Raw genomic sequence first — 20,135 nt, 5'->3', positions numbered from 1 at the left:
CCAAAAAATTGGAGGTATTCATTATTTAGAAAAATTAATTATTTTCTTTTTTTAAGCTGGAGCTTTTCTTTTAACTGGAGCTTTTTTCCCTTTTTTCACTACAGTCTTCTTCTCTACTACATCTAGATCAGATTTCTTAAGTGCATCCCAGGCAGCACCGTTTACAGCTTCAACAACTACTTTTCTGTCTACCATTCTTTCAGCATCAGAAGCTTTTTCAGAAACAGTAGCGTCTCTTTCACCAACTCCTACAGATTTCAATTGAGTTCCGCTAACACCTCTAGTTTCAAGAGCAGCAACTACAGCAGCAGCTCTTTGTCTTGAAAGTTTCAAGTTGTAAGCATCAGCACCTTTCTTATCTGTGTGACCAGTTACTAAGAATGTACCATCGTTAGATTGCTTGATGATTGTAGCAGCTTGATCTAATTTAGTACTAGACTCTGGTCTGATAGTAGCTTTGTTGAAATCAAATAAGATATCTTTAAGCGCACCAGTAGCTTCTTTAGCGATAACATCTTTTGGCTTAGGACATCCGTTGTATTCTGGAAGACCTGGAACTGTAGGACAAGCATCGTCTTTATCTAGGATACCGTCACCATCTGTATCTGGCCAAGGACAACCGTTGTTTTCTTTTGGACCTGCTACTGTAGGACAAGCATCATCTTTATCGATTACACCGTCACCATCTGTATCTGGCCAAGGACAACCATTGTTTTCAACTGGACCAGCAACATCTGGACATTGATCGTCTTTATCTGGAACTCCGTCACCATCTGTATCAGGACATCCCTGGAATTCTGGTAAACCTGGAGTATCTGGACAAAGGTCATCTTTATCTAGGATACCATCCTTATCTCTATCTCTGTTTCCGAATCTGAATAGGATAGATGCAGAAGCTTGCCAGAAATTAGCAACTGTAGATTTATCACCTGGAGTTGATACATAATCTCCCTGGATACCAAGACCGAAGTTTTTAGTTACCCAGAAGTTAGCACCAGCACCTGTAGCTACTGCAAAGTGGTTAGCTTTACCGTTTTCGTTACCATCCTTACCGTTTGATACAGTTTCGATTGGATTACCGTTAGCATCTACACTTGTTCTTGGGAAACTAAGTGCAGTATAATCATGTCTTAAGTAGTTAGCACCAACTCTTAAATATGGATCAAACCAAGATTCTTCGTTCCATAAAAGACCTGCAGCGTGAGCCTGGAAACCAAGACCTGTCATTAGGAAAAATTCTTTCCCCATGTTGAATCTTTTGTTTTCAACATTTCCAACAGAAGTTTGCCAGTCGATAACTAAACCTTTTCCAACGTTTCTAGCAACTGTTAACTTAGATAATGGAGGTGTAATAGAGAAATTGTTCACATTGAACATTCTCTTTGTTAAATTTTGAGCAGAGAACGTATTACTGAAATTACCTCTTGCTGCTACGTGGTTTTCTGCATGAGCACCAACACCGATTAACCACGGGTTGTTGGTAGTCTGTGCGAAAACAGTAGAGGCAACAGTAAGCGCCAATGCTGAAATTCCTAATTTTAGATTTTTCATAGAATTAAATGATTAAATAATTGATAATGCAAAATAAATATAATTTTTCTTTATACACAAAGTTTTTCAAATGATTTTTAACTTTTCTTTAATATTCTGTCCAGGTTCCGTTTATTTTCTCTATCTTTTATGGCCTCCCTTTTATCGAAAAGCTTTTTCCCTCTACCCAGCGCTATCAGCACCTTTGCTTTCCCTCTATCGGTGATATATAATTTTAAAGGGATAATAGTATTTCCGGCATCCTTTAACTTTTTCTCAAGTTTTTGCAATTCTTTTTTGTGCAACAGCAATTTCCGTTCCCTTTTTGTCTTATGGTTGTAAAAAGTTCCTAATTTATACTCATCAATCATCATGTTGATGATGTACAATTCCCCATCAATAAACTGACAGAACGATTCTGTGATAGATGCTTTTGAAGAACGTAAAGATTTTATTTCGGTTCCCGTCAAAACCATTCCGGCTTCATATTCTTCCAGAATTTCATATTCAAACCTGGCTCTTCTATTTAATATATTAACTGTTTTCTCAATCTTCATCATTTTAAAATTTCGTTAATGAAATATAATAAAAAATACCGTACATTTAAAAACTTGACTATTATATTATTACACAATACCCAAATTCTTTTTGTATTTTTGCGCCAAATTTACAAAACTATATGTTAACAGTATCTAACTTATCTTTACAATTCGGGAAAAGAGTTCTTTTTGACGAGGTAAATATTATGTTTACCAAAGGAAACTGCTACGGGATCATCGGAGCAAACGGTGCGGGAAAGTCTACATTCCTTAAAATATTAACAGGAAAGCAGGATCCCACAACAGGAAATGTATCTCTTGAGCCAGGAAAAAGAATGTCAGTTTTGGAGCAGGATCACTTTGCTTATGATCAGTTTACTGTTCTTGAAACGGTTTTGAGAGGAAACAAAAAATTATTTGAGATAAAAGAGGAAATGGATGCGTTATACGCAAAAGAAGATTTCTCTGACGCAGATGGTATTAAAGCAGGTGAACTGGGGGTACTTTACGATGAAATGGGTGGATGGACTGCCGAATCTGATGCACAAACCATGCTTTCAAACGTAGGTATTACAGAAGATATGCACTGGCAGCTGATGGGTGAACTTGAGAACAAGGACAAGGTAAAAGTTCTATTGGCTCAGGCATTATTCGGTAACCCTGATGTTCTAATCCTGGATGAGCCTACCAACGACCTTGACATTGATACAATCTCCTGGTTGGAGGATTTCCTTGCTGATTATGAAAACACCGTAATCGTAGTTTCTCACGACCGTCACTTCCTGGATACAGTATGTACACACATTGGTGACCTGGATTATTCCAAACTTAATCTTTATACAGGTAACTACTCTTTCTGGTACCAGGCTTCCCAGCTGGCAACCAAACAGAGAGCACAAGCCAATAAAAAGGCTGAAGAGAAGAAAAAAGAACTTCAGGACTTCATTGCAAGATTCAGCTCTAACGTAGCAAAAGCAAAACAAGCTACCGCAAGAAAGAAAATGATCGATAAATTAAACATCGATGACATTAAACCAACTTCACGAAGATACCCGGCAATTATTTTTGAAATGGAAAGAGAAGCCGGAGATCAGATCCTGGACGTAAAGGGACTTGAAAAAACTAAAGACGGTGAATTGCTATTCTCAAACATCGACCTGAATCTTAAAAAAGGAGATAAAGTAGCTGTCCTTTCTAAAAACTCTTTAGCAATTACAGAATTTTTTGAAATTCTGGCAGGAAATGTTGAGCCTGATAAAGGAACTTTCGCATGGGGGGTTACTACTAACCAATCTCATATGCCTTTAGATAACACTAATTTCTTCCAGGAAGATTTAAGCCTGGTAGACTGGCTGAGACAATTTACAAAAAATGATGAAGAGCGCCATGAAGAATTTGTAAGAGGATTCTTAGGAAGAATGCTCTTCTCGGGCGATGAAGCATTGAAGTCATGTAAAGTTCTTTCGGGAGGTGAGAAAATGAGATGTATGTTCAGCAGAATGATGCTTCAGAAAGCCAACGTACTTTTATTGGATGAACCTACCAACCACCTGGATCTTGAAAGTATTACGACTTTGAACAACTCCTTGTCTAACTTTAAAGGAAATATTTTATTGGCTTCTCATGACCATGAAATGCTTCAGACGGTTTGTAACAGAATCATAGAATTGACTCCTAAAGGAATTATTGACAGAGAAATGACTTATGATGAATATCTTGCTGATAAAAAAGGTAAAAGAATTAAGAGAAAAAATGTATTCTTAATCTGAAACCATCATCAATACATTATAAAAAATACCTCAAAGCAGAGCTTTGAGGTATTTTTGTTTAAACAATAAATAAATAATTAATTATTTTGTCAATTTCGTAGTCGGAATAGAAATAGTTCCCGGATCTTTCCATAACCCATCCTTTTCTGCTCTTTTTTTGATAGCCTGGGCTCTTTTCTCACTATCCGGATGAGAGTTAAACATTTTCTCAAATCCTGATTGCTTGCTTCCTTCTGAAAGCAATGCCAGTTTTTTGAAAGCAGAATAAGCGCCTACCACATCATACTTATTGGCTTTCATAAAATCATAAGAATATGTATCAGCCTCAGATTCTTGTTTTTTACTGTGGGAAGCATCTAAAAAGGCGTTTGCCATTTTACCGATCTGGCTGTCATTAAGGGTAGCCACTGCAGAAGAAGCCGATGATGCAGCATCTAATGCCGCAGCCTTTAAATAGGCGGATTTCATTGCATCTTTTGTATCCTGATTTTTAACATGTCCAATTTCATGTCCGATAACTGCCAAAAGCTCATTATCCGTCATGATATCCATCAAAGAAGAAAATACTCTTACACTACCGTCTGCGCAGGCAAAAGCATTAATATCTTTTACCTTGTAAACCTTATAATTCAGGTTCAGTCCGTCCTGGGACTTATGTTTACCAAACAATTTATTCAGTCTCACGGTATACGGATCTTTTGGTCCGGCTACAGGATTATTCTTATCCATCCAATCTACAGATTCTTTGGATAACTTAATAGCGTCTTCATTAGTGAATGTTAAAGCTTTTGCTCCGTTTGAAACGATTCCGGCTGCTTTTCCGAGATTAATTTTTTGAGCATCCATCGAATGCATTATTCCTAAAAACAACAGACAGACAATAATTTTTTTCATAGTCATTTAATTGGTGCACGAAGATAGATAATTTTTAATAATTACAAAGGCAAAACTTCGTTCTATATCATTTCAAAATGCTATTTTTTTTCCTTATTTTTGTGAAATGAGTCAAAAATGGATTTATAAACCCGAACCCGATGAGGAAATTGTGGACGGATTAAGTTCGTCACTCGGTTTTGGTACTTTTGAATCTAAACTTCTTGTTCTGAGAGGGATTGACAATTATCAAAAGGCCAGAGAGTTTTTTAAACCGAACCTTAACGATATACACAGCCCGTTTTTAATGGCAGATATGCAAAAAGCGGTAGAACGTATTGCCACTGCAATTGAAAATGGCGAAAAAATATTGGTATATGGCGATTATGATGTAGACGGGACTACGGCTGTTGCCTTAATGTACCTTTATCTCAGCAAAATTGTAGAAAAAAAATATCTGGATTATTATATTCCGGACAGAAATTCTGAAGGATATGGAATTTCTACCGAGGGAATTGATTTCGCCAAGGAGAACGGTTTTTCTTTGATTATCGCTCTGGATTGTGGAATCAAGGCAATTGATATGATCAATTATGCCGCCAGTCTGGGAATAGATTTTATCATCTGCGATCATCACCTTCCGGGTGAGGAAATTCCCAATGCCGCAGCGGTTCTGGATCCCAAACGAAGCGACTGCAGATATCCTTTTAAAGAACTTTCCGGTTGTGGTGTAGGCTTCAAGCTATGCCAGGGATTAAATACCATTTATAAAATTCCTGAAGCGGAATTATTTGAATTAACGGACCTTTTAGCCATTTCCATTGCTGCCGACATCGTATCGATGACCGGGGAAAACAGGGTACTGGCCAAAATGGGTCTAAAAATCCTCCGGAAAACAAGAAATATGGGATTAAGGCTATTAATCCCGGAAGACAAACTCTCTCAATTTTGAAATTTCAAATATTGTTTTTGAAATTGCTCCTAAAATCAATGCTGCCGGAAGAATTTCACATGGTAAAGCAGCCGTTGAGCTAATGGTTTCTGATAACCTAAAACATGCCAATCAGATCGTAAATGATATCATGAACCTCAACGATGAAAGGCGTGAACTGGACATGAATTCTACCCTTTCTGCCCTGAATCAGATTATTGAATCACAGCAGGAAACAAAACATACAACCATTGTTTACCATCCTGAATGGAATAAAGGAGTTATCGGTATCGTTGCTTCAAGACTTATCGAAACTTATTATAAACCCACTCTGGTATTTACAGATGGAAATAACGGAGAAATGGTAGCATCAGCAAGGTCTGTTTCTGATTTTGATGTACATGAAGCACTGGATATGTGTTCAGAATACTTTCTGAAATTCGGAGGGCACCACGCAGCTGCCGGGCTTTCCATGGAAAAAGATAAATTTGATGCATTTAAAGAAAAGTTTGAAGAGAATTGTTTCTGAAAAAATTCAGGAACATCAGAAAGAACCTTCTATCACAATTGATTCTGAAATCCGGATTGATGACATCAACAGAGAGTTTATTAACTTCCATAGAAAATTAGCTCCTTTTGGACCTCACAATATGAAACCTATCTTTACCCTGACGAATCAAAAGCTTTCAGGCTATGTGAAAACCATGGGAAAAGACAATAATCACCTTAAGTTTTATATTAAACAGGAATCTACAGGAAGGAATATTGAATGTGTAGGTTTTAAGCTGGGCCCTTTTGCCGAAGATTTTAAAAACAAGAATTTTGATCTTGCTTTCACTTTGGAAGAAAACCATTGGAAAGGCAATGTCACCCATTATCTTAATATTAAAGATGTAAAGTTCAGAGATTAGCAACTGCTTTCCACTGCCTGCCATCTACTCCTTAAACAATGAAAAAAATAGGTTTATTTTTCGGATCATTCAATCCTATTCATATCGGACATCTTATTTTAGCCAATTATATATTGGAAAATTCTGATATGGATGAATTGTGGTTTGTGGTAAGCCCTCAAAATCCTTTTAAAGATAAAAAGTCTTTATTAAAAGACCACAACAGATTAGACATGGTACAGCTTGCTGTAAAAAACTATCCTAATATGAGGGCTTCCAATGTAGAATTTTCACTCCCAAAACCTAGTTATACAATTGATACTCTCACTTATCTTCATGAAAAATATCCCGAATATTCTTTCAGCCTTATTATGGGAGAAGATAATCTGGAAAGCCTGCATAAATGGAAAAATTCTGACATCCTGATCAAAAATCATCATATTATAGTGTATCCCAGGGTTTTTGTAGGTGAGAAAAAGGACTCTGAATATTTGCAGCATGAAAATATATCTCTGATAAAAGCCCCTGTCATAGAGCTTTCTGCTACGGAAATCCGCAATATGATCAGGGATGGAAAAAATGTAAGGCCCATGCTTCCTCCTGAAGTTTTTGAATATTTGGATGGAAGCAGTTTTTATAAGTAATTTTGCCAATAAGAAATCAGAAGCCGGAAGTTAGAGAAAGACTCTTCACTTCTACTATTCAACTTATCAATATAGAATGGACTTCATTAATAAATTTTTCTCAAAGTATCCCCAGGAAAAAATCATTAAATGGTTTAAGCAAATTTGCCTTGCTGAAGCAATTACCTGTTTTCTTCTTTACGGAATTGCCATGATCTGGAAGAGATATGATGATGAAGGTATTCTGCCTACTATTTTTATTATAATCGTTGGTAATATTCACGGTTTATTTTTTACGCTCTATTTATTATTTTGCCTTCCTGTAAGAAAAATCTTTAATTGGGATGATGAAGATTTTGTATTCGCTTTACTGGCTGCATTTTTCCCTTTTGCCACTGTTTGGGTTGATAAAAAATTAGCCCGATTCGACAGAGAATAATTTCTTTTTTTAAAAAAACGTCAAATTTTTATGTAACAAAATTATTGTTACAGGTGTCTTATTATGTAGAAAGTTAAGCTACTTATTTTTTTAGTTAAAATTTTACATACTGAAAATCAAATAGTTAAAATTTTAAATAATCATTTTTAAGTACTTTGTATTGCATAATACTAAATTTATTATATATCTTTGCTATGTTAAATAACTACCCATACAAGCTATTAAAAATTAAAAAAATAATAATCATGAAAACTCAACTTCTTATTGCCGCTTTATTTTTTAGTGGATTTGCTGCAGCCCAGCAAAAGAAAGACAGTTTGAAAGTGAACACGATCGAAGCTGTTACTATCAGAAAACAGGTTTTCAAAAAAGAAGGGGACCGGCTGGTTTATGATGTGGCTTCCTCACCTATCGCTAAAGGCACTAATACATTCAATCTTTTGAAACAGACTCCTATGATTTCCAGTATAGATGGGAAAACATTAAAAAATTCTAGGAAAGTCTGACGCTGTCATTTATATCAATAATAAAAAAACCAATATGGATTCTGAAGCATTAATTGAAATGCTGAAGTCTACCCCGTCAGAGGATATACAAAAAATTGAAGTGATTACTGTTCCGGGAAGTGAATTCCAGGTGGAGTCTAAAGAAGGGGTTATTAATATAGTCATGAAAAAGAACAGGAATAACGGGTACAATGGGACAATGAAAATGCAGAATGAGCAGGCTTATTATAATAATCCATCAGCTGGAGGTTCTTTCAACTTCAGGCAGGGCAAATGGTCCGGGAATTCTAATTTCAGAATGGGAAACTGGACAGACCGTCAGAAATACACGTTATCCAATGGAGATCCAACCTTCAGAAATGAGTCTTACGGGTATAATGATGATCCTAATAAAAACTTCACAGGAGGCTTTAATATTGATTATGAAATTAACAGGAAGCAGAGCTTAGGATTTTCTTACAACATGCGGTATAACAAGAGTTTCAACTCAGTGCTGGACATTACCAACTGGCAAAATGGAGTATTAGCCAACAGGACTGTGAATAACGAAGATGCTCAGACACGATATCATTCTTTTAATTTAAACTATGAACTCAAAACAGATTCTATAGGCAGTAAGCTTACTTCCAATGTCTCTTATTTCTGGTATAACAGGGATAAAGTAAGCTTTAATGAAAGTTTTCCTTTGAATAGTGATCCCAATAATAAATATTCTGCACTACATCAATCGGTACCACAGATCATCAATAACTACGCCGGCAATATAGATTATATGAAAAAGACGACTAATGGGGCAACTTGGCTGACCGGAGTAAGCTATAACCACACCGAAACGGATAATGACACCCAGCAGGATAAGCTTATTAACGGAGATTTTATCATTGATCCCAATCAAACCAACCACTTTATTTATAAGGAAAACATCTTAGGTATTTATCTTAATTATGAAAGAAAACTGACAGAGAAGCTTACCGGAAAAATAGGAGCACGTTACGAAATGACCCGAAGCACCGGAGATATTGTAGAAAAAACCGGGTTTGAAAGAAATTATAATAATCTATTGCCTTCCCTGAATTTGAATTATGCCATCAATGCCAATCATAATCTCAGCTATACTTTTTCCAGCAGGATCAGAAGACCCAGATTCTGGGAGTTAAATCCTTCAAGAACTTACTTCACTCCTACTAATTATACTCAGAACAATCCATTCATTCTGGCTGCCAAGTATTACAATCAGGAGCTCAATTATATGTATAAGAATGCATTCTATGCCAACCTCAGCTTCACGATGGTAGAGGATGCCATGGCTACGGATCTGATTCCGTTACAGGGAACGGTAACTGCTCCTAAAAAAAGATGCTGACGGCAATATCATATATGATGGCAGTGGCAATCAGATTATGGCAACAACAAAGTTTCTGAGATATATAAGAACCAATTATGGAAAGAGCAGAGAACTTGGTTTAACTCTTGGGATGAACAAATCCTGGTTCAAAGATATCTGGACCACCAATTACTCTGTCAACCTGGGTTATATTGCTTTCAAGGGTGCAGTACTGGAAGACCCTACGTCTATACCGGTTCCTGGAGAAACCGAAATTATCGAGCCTTACATTATTGATGTTAAAAACTATAATATGTCTGCTACCATTAATAATGTGATCCGGCTTTCTTCCAAAAAAGACTGGTTTCTAGGGGTTAATTATTTCTTTGCCAGTAAAACTGCAATGGAAGCCGGTACAATAGGAGTACGGCAAAGTTTTGATATCAGCCTTAAAAAAAATTATAGGCGACTGGACTATTGTAGCGGAAGTAAACGACTTATTTAATCAAAGTTATTACCGGGTTCAGGGAGTACAACCCAACGGAAGCTATAATAATATAACGAACTTCTATTATCCAAGGTTGCTGAATATAGGAGTTACCTACAATTTCGGAAATCAGAAACTGAAAAAAGCACGGGAAATGAAGTCTGCTAATGATGCTGTAAAATCAAGAACCTAATTATATCATTTATTCACCACTCTAAAAACAAAAACATGAAACGTATTCTCTTTGCCATAGTTATTCTCTCCGGAACCTGTGCTTTTGCACAGGAAAAGAAATCCGATACGGCAAAAACAAAAAGTATAGAAGGTATCACCCTGACGAAACAGGTCTTTAAAAAACAAAGCGACCGTTTTGTATATGATGTTGCCGCATCCCCTGTTGCTAAAGGAAACACAACCTTTGATCTTCTGAAGCAAACTCCACTGTTGTCCTCAACTGATGATAAGACATTGAAAATTGCAGGAAAAAACAATGCTTTAATCTATATCAACGGAAGAAAAACGAATATGGATGCCGAATCATTGGTTCAGTTTCTAAAAAATACACCTGCGGAAAACATTCAGAAAATTGAGGTAATCACCGTTCCGGGAAGTGAATATCAGGTAGAATCATCTGATGGAATCATCAATATTGTTTTAAAGAAAAAAATGAGTGACGGGCTGAACGGAAATATGAGATTCTCCAATACACAAAGTAAATACAACGGAAGCCAGGCCAGCTTTTCTGCCAATTACAGAAAGGATAAACTGGGAATCAGTGCCAACCTCAACGGGGGTGAAAATATACAAGCCCAGACCTATACTTTAAGAAACGGTACCGCCACTACCTCAAATGAATCTACCGGAGATATTGATGATCCGAACAAGAATATCGGGGGCTATCTGAATATTGATTATCAACTTACTGATAAGAGCAATATTGCCCTCTCCTGGAACACGTGGGCCAACAAAAGTTATAATTCTACGGTAAGCTTGTTCAATACTGTCAAAAGCGGGGAGAACACAATATATACCTGGTCGAAAAATAAGGAGGATGCAAGATCTTACAATAATTCTGTCAATTTAAATTATGAATTAAAAACAGATTCCCTGGGCAGTAAATTAAATGTAAATGCAGCCTACCTGAACTATAAGAGATTTCAGTTTACTGATAACAGGACTTACGCCTCCAATATCAACAGAGGGCTGGAAAACATGACGACGCAGGTATTTCAGGATTTGCCCCAGATCATTAACAACTTTTCGGGAATGGTAGATTACATCCAGAAATTCAAAAATGATCTCACCATTTCAGTAGGAGGAAATTATAACAAAACCAAAACAGACAACGATTCTAAAAACATTACTTATTTTTTTGATCCGGCAAAAGATCCGGATTCAAAACCGAATCATTTTATTTATGATGAAAACATTTATGGCTTTTATGTAACAGCTGAAAAAAAGTTTTCCGATAAATTCTCTGGAAAAATCGGGGCAAGATATGAAATCACCAACAGTTTAGGCACATCCGACAATGCGCCTACAGCGGATCTCAGAAGAATTGAAAGAAATTATAATAATCTTCTTCCGTATCTAAGTTTTAATTATGCCATCAATGATAAAAATAACATCTCATACTCGTTTTCAAGCAGAATGAGAAGACCAAGCTTCTGGGAAATCAATCCGGTAAAAAATATTCTGACAGATTATAATTATACACAGAATAACCCTTTTGTAAAGGCCTCTTCTACCTATAACCAGGAACTTACCTATATGTATAAAAATTCATATTTCCTGATTTTAAATCATTCTTATTTTAAGGATGCTATTACTCAGGTACCATTGCAAGGCTATCCTGTAGCTCCCGATGGAAGCGTAGGAGAAAATCCGGTATTAAGGTATATCAGAACAAATTTTGGGGATAAACAGGAAATGTCTGCAATGTTAGGCATTCAGAAATCTTTCTTCAAACAATACTGGACTACAAATTTCAATATTGGGGTTCAGCACAACATTAATGATGGAAGCCTTGACACCGATCCTACTACAGGAGACAGATTCAAAAATAAACAGGGAGAGTTCATCGTGTATACCAATAAAAACAATTCTACCAGTCTTATTATCCAGACTAATAACACCATCCGGCTGGATAAAAAGAAAACATGGTTCCTGGGGATCAATTATTTCTTTGTAGACAAGCAACAGATTGAGCTGGGTACATTGAAAAGCCTGATGAGCCTGGACCTCAGCATCAAAAAAACATGGAATGAATGGACCTTTGCAGTGAATGTAAACGATATTTTAAGAACCAATATTGTTAAAATTGAAGATTATCAATCGAACGGGAACTACAACTATATTCATCAAAATCAATATCCAAGAAGTTTAACCGTAAGCCTTACCTATAATTTTGGAAATCAGAAAGTGAAAAAAGTAAGAGACATTGAAGGAGCCTCCGATTCTATTAAAAGCAGAACAAGATAAAAGTTATCTTTCTTCATATCAATCAAATTATTTTGTATAATCCGGTGATCTTCATCGGATTTTTTAATTTTTATGAATAGTAATGATTAACATTTTTATTGGTAATGTGTTTATAATTTTTATTCTCACATAGCTTATTCAAACATACAAATACATGATAAATAAGGCATTATGATAATATATTATTGCAGTATATTACATTATTATGAATAATTGTGTCCATATAATTTAATATTTATATCATATAATTATTTTCACTATTAAGTGAATATTTAATTATTTTTGATATAAATAATTAAAAAATACCAATGATCACAACCAACACCTTACAGGATATTGATGAAATTTTCAGCCTGTACAAACAAGCATCTGATTTTAAAAAAAGTAAAATCAAATATTCAATGGCCGGAATTCGGTTATAATATGATAGAAACCGAAATAAAGGAAAACCGCTTATACAAATTCACGATAGAAGGTAAAATAGCCTGTATATGGAGTATAGCTTTTGAAGATCCTCAAATTTGGGAAGAACAAAATTCGGATCCATCCCTTTACATTCATAGGATTGCAACTCATCCAAGCTTCAGAGGACAAAAATTTGTTGAGCAAATTGCTATATGGGCAAAATCATTTGCAGAGCAAAATAATAAGCAATATGTAAGAATGGATACTGTTGGTTTAAACCCTAAGCTGGTTAATTATTATGTCAACTGCGGATTCACTTACCTGGGTGTTAAAACACCTGCTAATACTCAAGGGCTACCCGCACATTACCAGAATATCAGCATCAATCTTTTCCAATTGAAGGTTTAAAAGAAATTTAACTTTCAATGTAATTCCTTAGAATTAGTTCAAATTAAAGACAAGCTTTGATAATTCAAAACTTGTCTTTAATTATTTTTTTTATTTATTCAGATTTTACAATTTCCGTTCTGTCTGAAATACCATTGCTATTGAAGGCTTCAATCTGAAAATAATAGGCATCCGTCCTGTCTGCACCGGTAAAGAAATATTCATTTTTACCATAGACCATAATGCTTCCGTACATTTTATCAGGAGATTTACCCCAATAAATTACATAGCCGTCTGCTTCAGGATTCTGTTGCCATTTCATCCAGATGCTTCTTCTTTCACCGTACTTCTTAGGATCTGCTCTCAGAGGAACAAACCCTTTTACTTTTTCAGGCTTCCCACCTGCCCCTTTTCCAAACACCCGGAAACCGCTCAGAGCAAATTTCCCGGTAGGCATTTTCAGATTTTCCATTTTAAGGAATCTTGCCGTTGCCGGCTTTTCCAATTCAACATAATCGTGGGGAACATCTTTAGTATTTTTGCTTTTATCAACAATGACACTCCATTTCTTTCCGTCATTGGATCCGTAGATTTTATACTGATGCATTTTTCCTAAGGTTTTACCCATAAATTCTGCATCCTGATCTGCATAATTGATTTGTATTGCGTTGATGGTAGAAATTTCACCGAGATCTGTCTGAAACCATTCTCCTGCATTTCCTGTTTTGGCGCTCCAATACGTTTTAATATCTTCATCTACCGCAAAATTGGGCTGATAACTTCCTAGGGTAGAGGAAACCTGGACAGGCTTGTTATAGTTCAGCAACATCCATCCGGCAAAAAGTCCTTTGGTAAAATCCTTTCCCCGTGCATATTGCGGAAGATAAGTAGGATAATCACCATAGGCCGTATTACAGTACATCACATCATCTTTATCAAAACCTGCGGGCCAGATTCCCAGCCTTCTTTCAAAATTATTTTTGGTGGAAATAAAAATAGTTGAAACATGCCACCAGTTTTTGTAATTATCTTCAAAGGTAGCACCATGCCCTGCTCCCCTTGCAAAACCTCCCGGCTTATATGAAAATGGATTGTGCTGCTGGTATTCGAAACCTTCCAGTGGATTTTTACTTACATATACTCCGTCTGAATATCCGCTGAATTCTGTGGCCGGTGCTCCGTACTGCATATAATATTTCCCGTTATGCTTTGTCATCCACGCTCCTTCTACAAAAGGCTGAAGGAAAACATTATCATTGTATTCCCCGAATCTTTCCCAGCCATGATCTTCCGGTTTCAGCTTAATGATCGGCTTTACGAAACCTTCGGACTGAAGATTTTTAACCTTAACTTCTGTTCCCAATAAAGGCCATTCATTACTGGAACCCCAATACAAATACAGCTTATTTTTATCTTCATCATAATGGAATGCCGGATCCCATGCACCGACTTTTAAAGTATCCACGGCAATTTTCCAGTCATCTTTAGTAGGGTTGGTACTTTTCCAGATCGGAAAATCCTGTTCCCAGGTAGAGCCATATACATACAGGGTGTCTTTCATTGCCCACACTGCCGGAGCGTTAAGGTCGTGAATGTATTTGTTATCCCTGAGAAATTTCCTTTTAACAAACTTCCAGTCCAGCATATCATCACTATACCAGTATCCTTCCTGATTGGTAGAAAAAAGAAACAATTTATTCTTAAAATTAACAATCACCGGATCTGCCGTGGCACGGTGCTTTCCTTGTTTTGAAAAGGCTTCAAAAGGAGTATATCCATAATCTATGTTGATAGGATTACAGAAGGTTTTTTGCTGAGCTCCTACAACCATTCCAAGGAAAATTGCTAATAATAAAAAGTATTGTCTCATTTTTAGATTTTTTACATTCAGGGCAAAGTTAACAACTTTTCGGGTTTCTTACTTTATATCTGAAGCCATGAAATGTGGCCAGGATAGTTCATTCTTTTAAAAAAAACTTCCGACCCCGTTTCCAGAATCAGAAGATATAGTTTACTTAAGAATATTTCAATTATTTTTTTGGAAGAAAGACCTCGGCAAGCATACATCTTGCGCTTCCTCCACCATTTACTTCAATGGTATTCAGGTCTGAGTAAATAATTTCGCAGTATTTTTCAATAGCGGCTACCTGTTCCGGAGTCAATGACTGATAAGCGGTCTGGCTCATCACCAAAAACTTTTTACCTTCTTTATTTTGAACCTGAAGCATGTTTCCTGCAAACTGCTGCATTTGTTCTTCTGAAATTTCGATGATTTCTTTTCCGGAACCTTTGATAGTTTCTACTACCTTTTCCCTTTCCAGCTCATCATCGATACAATCAAGGCAGATTACCACAAACCTGTCTGCTACACACATCATTACATTGGTGTGGTAGATTGGAAGCCTTTCTGTTCCTACCGTCTGGAAAGAATGGAAAACAACAGGAGTAAACCCGTATTTTGTACAGAATTCTCTGAACAGTTTTTCATCCAGTCTCAAAGAAACGGAGCCGTAAGCAATTTTATTATCGTGATCGAAAATCATACTTCCCGTTCCTTCCAGGAAATGTCCCTGAGTTTCAGAAAATGACCAGTCGTCAATTTCAGCAACTTCAAATCCTTGCTTCTCGATACTTTCAATAATATCTTCTCTTCTTTCTACTCTTCTGTTCGACGCGAACATCGGGTATAAAACCACTTTCCCATCCTTATGGAAGCTCACCCAGTTATTCGGGAAAATCGAATCCGGCGTATGTGGATCCAATGTATCTTTTATCGTGATAACATTGATCCCTTTTTCTCTCAGTTTTCCAACAAAGGTATTGAACTCTGCTAGGGCTTTTGACTGGATATCGGAACCTGTCTGTTCAACCTGAAAGTAATTATTTTTTGCAGTTTCTGCATTGTAACCGAATGCTATCGGTTCTATCATTAATACGGTATCTGTTGTTTGCATTATTTAATAATTTTGAGGATGTTAGAGTATGAGAGTCTTTGCTGCTGTTTATAGATTTTTCTCTTCTTTATTACCTGGAGAAAATGAACACCATTTTTCTGACTGACTCATCATATTAGCTAACATTCCTATTATTTGGTTATATTCTTTGTGCAAATTTTCATATTGCTCTTCATTCATATAATTACAGGTAAAAGCAAACTGAAGCCATGTCCGGGTTCTCATGCCTTTCCCTCTGAATCTGGTCTGTAAGAGAGTAAGTTCTTCTTTCGGAAAGGATTTTGAAAGTTCGTAAATCAGTTGAGCTGTTTTTAATACACGTCAACACTCCGACTCTCACCCCTTAAACTCTCCCACACCATTACTCTCTCACAAGCGGCATTGTGGAGCATCTCAGCAGACCGCCCATTTTAGAGATTTCCCGGTAAGGAATTTCTTCTACGGTCATTCCCCATTCGTTTCTCAGATGATTATTCATTCTCGTGAATGTTTTGTCTGACACAACGACTTCTGGCGAAATGGAAAAAAATATTCGGGAACATCTCAAACATCTCTTCATCATTAATATGGAAGCAGTTTTCTTCTCCGAAAATATCGATAATCAGACGATAGTCACTTTCGTCTACAAATCCATTTTTATAAATAATACACTTGTCTTCTCCTACGGGATTAAAAGTACAGTCTAAATGAAGAATGCCCTCAAGCGGAACTTTATCATTCTTTTTCAGCTCCAGGTCAATGATTCTTTTCTTCGGAAAATATTCTTTTAATATTTCGATAGCATACTCATTGGTTCTTGCCGTTTTATAGTTTCTGTAATCTTCACTAAAGCAGGTTCCGATAAAAAGGAAATCATTCCATACAATCACATCCCCTCCTTCAATATGCGCAGTTTCCGGAAGGTTGATTATTTTCCTCCAGGCTACTTTTTCGAAGACGTTTTTTATAGGCTTCCTGCTCATCAGCCCTGTCTGCAATCACATTGGAAATGATCATTTTATCATCAATTACAAAGGCTACATCTCTTGAAAAAACCTGATTATAGTCCTCTATAATGCTTGGACGCAGTACTTCCACGTCATACTTTTTTAAAACCGCTTCAAAAGCGTTCATTTCATTGATAATATCCTCTTCTTTAGGATAAATGTTGTGCTCGATTGAGTAATATGACTTGGCGTCATAACTTTCCTCCAGCGTGGGAACCGGCCCCAAAGAATTAGGCTGGCCCAAAACTACTGACTTTAGCCTTCCTGTTTCGTTTTTAATGTTTAGTCTCATAAAGATTTATGCAATACTACAAATATAAGTAAAGGTCTCTACCTATAAAACTTTTGGATTATTTTATGTATGAATTTTAGCCGCTCCAAAACACATTCTTCAGCAAAAATCTCCTTCTATTAAACAAACTGTAGTAAACAGTATACAAAAACATCTACAACCTACTATATTTCATCTACATAAACATAATAAAACAGATATTTTTACAATTTAATTTCATGGTTTAGTGATATAATTTTCGCGGAATTATATCCATTAAAACTTTACTATTAACATCAAACAACAAAATCATGAACAAGAGTAAATCAGTGCTAAAAAATGCACAAAAGTTAGGAAGAGATGAACAGAAATCTATTATTGGAGGAGCAGGTATCACCAAACCAAGGTACTGCTGTGAAATGGAATGATGATGGCAGCTGCAGCATCTGGACATGTGGTAACTGTGCATGTCCATAAAAAGAAGAACCTGCCTAAAAAGCAGGTTTTCTTTATCTTGTCCTATTTTCTTCGTCCGTCTTCTGGATTTCTTTAGTCTGATATTTTGAATCTCCGAAATTATAGCTCAGCGAAAAAAATACGCGGCTGCTATCCCACCAATGTGTAAACTGATTGTCCATAATTTGTTTATGCCTGAATTCCAGCCGTTGATCATAGGAGTCGAAAATATTATTATAACCAATTTTTGTATGTAACGTATTATTAAACCAGGATTTATGTACTGACAAGTCAATTGAATAACGTGGCTTAATACGATAAAGACTGTTTCCTGATTTTGATTCGTAATTCCCAAATAAATTAATGGTATACCCCTTGGGAAGCGAAAAAACCTGATTGATTCTGATTTCATAGTTATAAGTATCTAAAGCAAAAACTTCATCCAGATACGGCCTGAATTCATAGTTATAATATCCCGTAACCTGTCCTGTAATATTCCACCATTTTGCAATCTTCACAGGAAAGCTCGTCTCCATGATAGCAAAGTTCCGGTAAGGGAGATTGGCTCCGAGATATTCCAGCACATTGGTTTCCGGGTTATACATCGGGTAACGGGTCATCACATCTTTTTCCTTTCCGATGATAAAGCTCGTGATCCAGTTTTTATAACGATAGGTTGCTTTAACCTGGCTGGTGAAGGATGGCTGCAGGTAGGGATTTCCGATCCAATAATTCAATGGGCTGAAATAGAACCTGAACGGATTCAGCTGTGAAAAAACCGGCCTTGTTATTTTTCTGCTATAGGAAAAAGACAGTTCATGGGATGGATTGAATGAGTAACTGGCACTGAAAGAAGGCAGCCATTCAAGGTAATTTCTTGAAACAACGGAGTCAACGGTCACTGCGTTGGAAATACTTTGCGTGTTTTCAAATCTTAGTCCGGCATTAATCTGTAGCTGATCAAATTTTTGATTGTAGGCAATGTATCCTGCCAGTATTTTTTCCTTGTATCTGAATATATTACTCCTTGTAGGATCAAATACAAACTGATTGCCGGTAGATAATGTATCGTATCTGATATTGTTGTTCGTATCAGAATGGCTGTATTTAACTCCTGCTTCAAAATCAGCATTTCCGGCCTTGTAGGAAGCATCTGCCTGAACAGTCTGGATATTGATTTTATTCAAAAGATCGGACTTCCAGTATGATAAGAGGTCAGATGTGGGCTTATCCCTGTTAATAAAGTCATCCTGCTGTTTATTTTTTACAGCAAGATAATTTCCCAGAAAGTTAAGCTTAAAATCTTTGTTCTGAAAAGTATAATCCGCTGTTATACCATAATTTCCCTGTGAATAATCTGTAGGATTATCGTTCTCGCTATTAAGAACTACCTCAGACTCGTTTTTCCCAGTAATGTATAAGGTTCCTGACCGTGTCCGGTGACTTTCCCGCAGATTTCTTCTTATATTAATTCCTAACCTGTTTTTTTCATTCAGTCTGAAATCCATGCCTGCCTGAATATTGTATACAGCTCCATCATCAATCTGATACATACGGGTTCTCATGATATTGGTATTGGCAAGATTCTGCAAAGCATTATAACGGTAAGTATAAATCCCGTTGTTATAGCCTGTCAGAAAATGATAAGCGACTTTCTCAGTATTATATGACAGGTTTAAGGAATTTTCCCTGTAAGTGAACTTATTGATATACATATTTCCATTATAGTTACCCTTCCAGCCAAGGTTCATATTTTTTTTCAGTTTTATATCAATGATTCCTTTAAATTCTGCATCATAACGGGAAGACGGGTTAGTATTGATTTCTACAGATTCTACCATTTCCGGAGACAGTGACCGCAAATAGCCCTGCAGTTCCTGGCTACTCATTACCACTGCTTTTCCATCAATAAAAATTGCCGGTGCTATCCTGCCGCCGATGAAGATTCCTTCCTCCTGATCTATAGTTACGCCAGGTGTTTTCCTCAAAACTTCGAGAAGATTGGTAGAAGTTTTAAAATTCTTGTTACCGGCAACAGACATTACGATATTTCCGTCATTCAGTTTCAGATTCCGGGGAGCGGCCCGAAGAACGACTTCTGAGATACTTGTTGTTGAAGATTCTTCTTTCAGGGAATCTGATATTTTTCCTTTTGCAATCTCCTGCGCTTTGCCAAAAAGAGAAAGAAATAAAAGTAGCAGGAACAGCCATAATTTGAACATCATAAATTTTATATTTTATGAAATCAAAAGTAACGGCTTGATGAAAAAATAAGGTTTTGAAT

Annotated in this window: 15 protein-coding genes and 3 pseudogenes; 10 read left to right on the top strand and 8 right to left on the bottom strand. The window is 36.5% G+C overall.

The genetic code is table 11. The features are described from left to right. Positions 1 to 51: 51 nt before the first annotated feature. Positions 52 to 1,551, bottom strand: a complete 1,500-nt coding sequence (locus tag HX13_RS07895; RefSeq protein ID WP_050020636.1) for an OmpA family protein — start codon at positions 1,549 to 1,551, stop codon at positions 52 to 54. 77 nt (positions 1,552 to 1,628) lie between these two features. Next, positions 1,629 to 2,087 carry an SsrA-binding protein SmpB gene (gene smpB, locus HX13_RS07890; protein ID WP_041462062.1) on the bottom strand — a complete coding sequence of 153 codons (459 nt, stop codon included), beginning with the start codon at positions 2,085 to 2,087 and terminating at the stop codon, positions 1,629 to 1,631. 122 nt (positions 2,088 to 2,209) lie between these two features. Here smpB and HX13_RS07885 point away from each other — a divergent pair. Further along, positions 2,210 to 3,833, top strand: a pseudogene (locus tag HX13_RS07885) (ABC-F family ATP-binding cassette domain-containing protein). An 86-nt stretch (positions 3,834 to 3,919) separates the two neighbouring features. Here the strand turns inward: HX13_RS07885 and HX13_RS07880 are convergent. Continuing rightward, positions 3,920 to 4,732, bottom strand: coding sequence for a M48 family metallopeptidase (locus HX13_RS07880; RefSeq protein WP_050020634.1), 813 nt, complete (start codon positions 4,730 to 4,732; stop codon positions 3,920 to 3,922). Between the two features lie 106 nt (positions 4,733 to 4,838). On the opposite strand from HX13_RS07880, the pseudogene recJ reads away from it, so the two are divergent. The 9 genes and pseudogenes from recJ (at position 4,839) to HX13_RS07840 (ending at position 13,205) form a co-directional block, all read left to right on the top strand. Beyond that, positions 4,839 to 6,553, top strand: a pseudogene (recJ, locus tag HX13_RS07875) (single-stranded-DNA-specific exonuclease RecJ). A 38-nt stretch (positions 6,554 to 6,591) separates the two neighbouring features. After that, on the top strand, positions 6,592 to 7,176 hold the full coding sequence (nadD, locus tag HX13_RS07870; protein WP_050020633.1) for a nicotinate (nicotinamide) nucleotide adenylyltransferase: 585 nt from the start codon (positions 6,592 to 6,594) through the stop codon (positions 7,174 to 7,176). 76 nt (positions 7,177 to 7,252) lie between these two features. Further along, complete coding sequence (locus HX13_RS07865; RefSeq protein ID WP_050020632.1) at positions 7,253 to 7,594, top strand: DUF3817 domain-containing protein; 342 nt, start codon at positions 7,253 to 7,255, stop codon at positions 7,592 to 7,594. Between the two features lie 245 nt (positions 7,595 to 7,839). After that, the gene (locus tag HX13_RS07860; protein ID WP_128572270.1) at positions 7,840 to 8,100 is read left to right on the top strand and encodes a hypothetical protein; all 261 of its coding nucleotides are present in this window, start codon (positions 7,840 to 7,842) and stop codon (positions 8,098 to 8,100) included. Positions 8,101 to 8,134: 34 nt separating this feature from the next. Then, positions 8,135 to 9,463: a TonB-dependent receptor domain-containing protein gene (locus HX13_RS25440; protein ID WP_050020630.1), complete on the top strand. Its 1,329-nt coding sequence runs from the start codon at positions 8,135 to 8,137 to the stop codon at positions 9,461 to 9,463. Between the two features lie 37 nt (positions 9,464 to 9,500). After that, the gene (locus HX13_RS25435) at positions 9,501 to 9,929 is read left to right on the top strand and encodes an outer membrane beta-barrel protein (RefSeq protein WP_050020629.1); all 429 of its coding nucleotides are present in this window, start codon (positions 9,501 to 9,503) and stop codon (positions 9,927 to 9,929) included. After that, a complete protein-coding gene (locus HX13_RS21955; protein ID WP_128572268.1) occupies positions 9,862 to 10,104 on the top strand; it encodes a hypothetical protein in 243 nt (80 codons plus the stop codon). Before HX13_RS25435 ends, HX13_RS21955 begins: the two co-directional genes overlap by 68 nt. A 35-nt stretch (positions 10,105 to 10,139) precedes the next feature. Next, positions 10,140 to 12,392 carry an outer membrane beta-barrel family protein gene (locus HX13_RS07845; RefSeq protein WP_050020628.1) on the top strand — a complete coding sequence of 751 codons (2,253 nt, stop codon included), beginning with the start codon at positions 10,140 to 10,142 and terminating at the stop codon, positions 12,390 to 12,392. 423 nt (positions 12,393 to 12,815) lie between these two features. Continuing rightward, a complete protein-coding gene (locus tag HX13_RS07840) occupies positions 12,816 to 13,205 on the top strand; it encodes a GNAT family N-acetyltransferase (protein WP_238555158.1) in 390 nt (129 codons plus the stop codon). Between the two features lie 94 nt (positions 13,206 to 13,299). Here the strand turns inward: HX13_RS07840 and HX13_RS07835 are convergent, their stop codons facing one another. From HX13_RS07835 to HX13_RS07815, 5 genes and pseudogenes are all read right to left on the bottom strand, one after another. Further along, entirely contained in the window at positions 13,300 to 15,054 is a 1,755-nt protein-coding gene (locus HX13_RS07835) for a discoidin domain-containing protein (RefSeq protein WP_050020627.1), read from the bottom strand. A gap of 160 nt (positions 15,055 to 15,214) precedes the next feature. Continuing rightward, entirely contained in the window at positions 15,215 to 16,138 is a 924-nt protein-coding gene (gene ctlX, locus HX13_RS07830; RefSeq protein ID WP_050020626.1) for a citrulline utilization hydrolase CtlX, read from the bottom strand. A 48-nt stretch (positions 16,139 to 16,186) separates the two neighbouring features. Next, positions 16,187 to 16,363, bottom strand: a complete 177-nt coding sequence (locus HX13_RS23795) for a four helix bundle protein (protein WP_262483508.1) — start codon at positions 16,361 to 16,363, stop codon at positions 16,187 to 16,189. Positions 16,364 to 16,499: 136 nt separating this feature from the next. Then, positions 16,500 to 17,416 (bottom strand): annotated as a pseudogene (locus HX13_RS07820) (dimethylarginine dimethylaminohydrolase family protein). Between the two features lie 488 nt (positions 17,417 to 17,904). Next, on the bottom strand, positions 17,905 to 20,076 hold the full coding sequence (locus HX13_RS07815; RefSeq protein ID WP_050020625.1) for a TonB-dependent receptor domain-containing protein: 2,172 nt from the start codon (positions 20,074 to 20,076) through the stop codon (positions 17,905 to 17,907). Positions 20,077 to 20,135 lie beyond the last annotated feature (59 nt).

The sequence above is a fragment of the Chryseobacterium sp. P1-3 genome, from assembly GCF_000738495.1.
GTDB lineage: Bacteria > Bacteroidota > Bacteroidia > Flavobacteriales > Weeksellaceae > Chryseobacterium > Chryseobacterium gallinarum.
Note: the sequence above shows the minus strand (reverse complement) of the source record. Positions and strands in the feature narration are given on the sequence as shown.

Coding starts and splice junctions, on each gene's coding strand:
- smpB (WP_041462062.1), bottom strand. CDS start 2,087: ATGAAGATTGAGAAAACAGTTAATATATTAAATAGAAGAGCCAGGTTT.
- HX13_RS07880 (WP_050020634.1), bottom strand. CDS start 4,732: ATGAAAAAAATTATTGTCTGTCTGTTGTTTTTAGGAATAATGCATTCG.
- HX13_RS07845 (WP_050020628.1), top strand. CDS start 10,140: ATGAAACGTATTCTCTTTGCCATAGTTATTCTCTCCGGAACCTGTGCT.
- HX13_RS07865 (WP_050020632.1), top strand. CDS start 7,253: ATGGACTTCATTAATAAATTTTTCTCAAAGTATCCCCAGGAAAAAATC.
- HX13_RS25435 (WP_050020629.1), top strand. CDS start 9,501: ATGGCAACAACAAAGTTTCTGAGATATATAAGAACCAATTATGGAAAG.
- HX13_RS07840 (WP_238555158.1), top strand. CDS start 12,816: ATGATAGAAACCGAAATAAAGGAAAACCGCTTATACAAATTCACGATA.
- nadD (WP_050020633.1), top strand. CDS start 6,592: ATGAAAAAAATAGGTTTATTTTTCGGATCATTCAATCCTATTCATATC.
- HX13_RS23795 (WP_262483508.1), bottom strand. CDS start 16,363: ATGAGAACCCGGACATGGCTTCAGTTTGCTTTTACCTGTAATTATATG.
- HX13_RS25440 (WP_050020630.1), top strand. CDS start 8,135: ATGGATTCTGAAGCATTAATTGAAATGCTGAAGTCTACCCCGTCAGAG.
- HX13_RS07860 (WP_128572270.1), top strand. CDS start 7,840: ATGAAAACTCAACTTCTTATTGCCGCTTTATTTTTTAGTGGATTTGCT.
- HX13_RS07835 (WP_050020627.1), bottom strand. CDS start 15,054: ATGAGACAATACTTTTTATTATTAGCAATTTTCCTTGGAATGGTTGTA.
- HX13_RS07815 (WP_050020625.1), bottom strand. CDS start 20,076: ATGATGTTCAAATTATGGCTGTTCCTGCTACTTTTATTTCTTTCTCTT.
- HX13_RS07895 (WP_050020636.1), bottom strand. CDS start 1,551: ATGAAAAATCTAAAATTAGGAATTTCAGCATTGGCGCTTACTGTTGCC.
- ctlX (WP_050020626.1), bottom strand. CDS start 16,138: ATGCAAACAACAGATACCGTATTAATGATAGAACCGATAGCATTCGGT.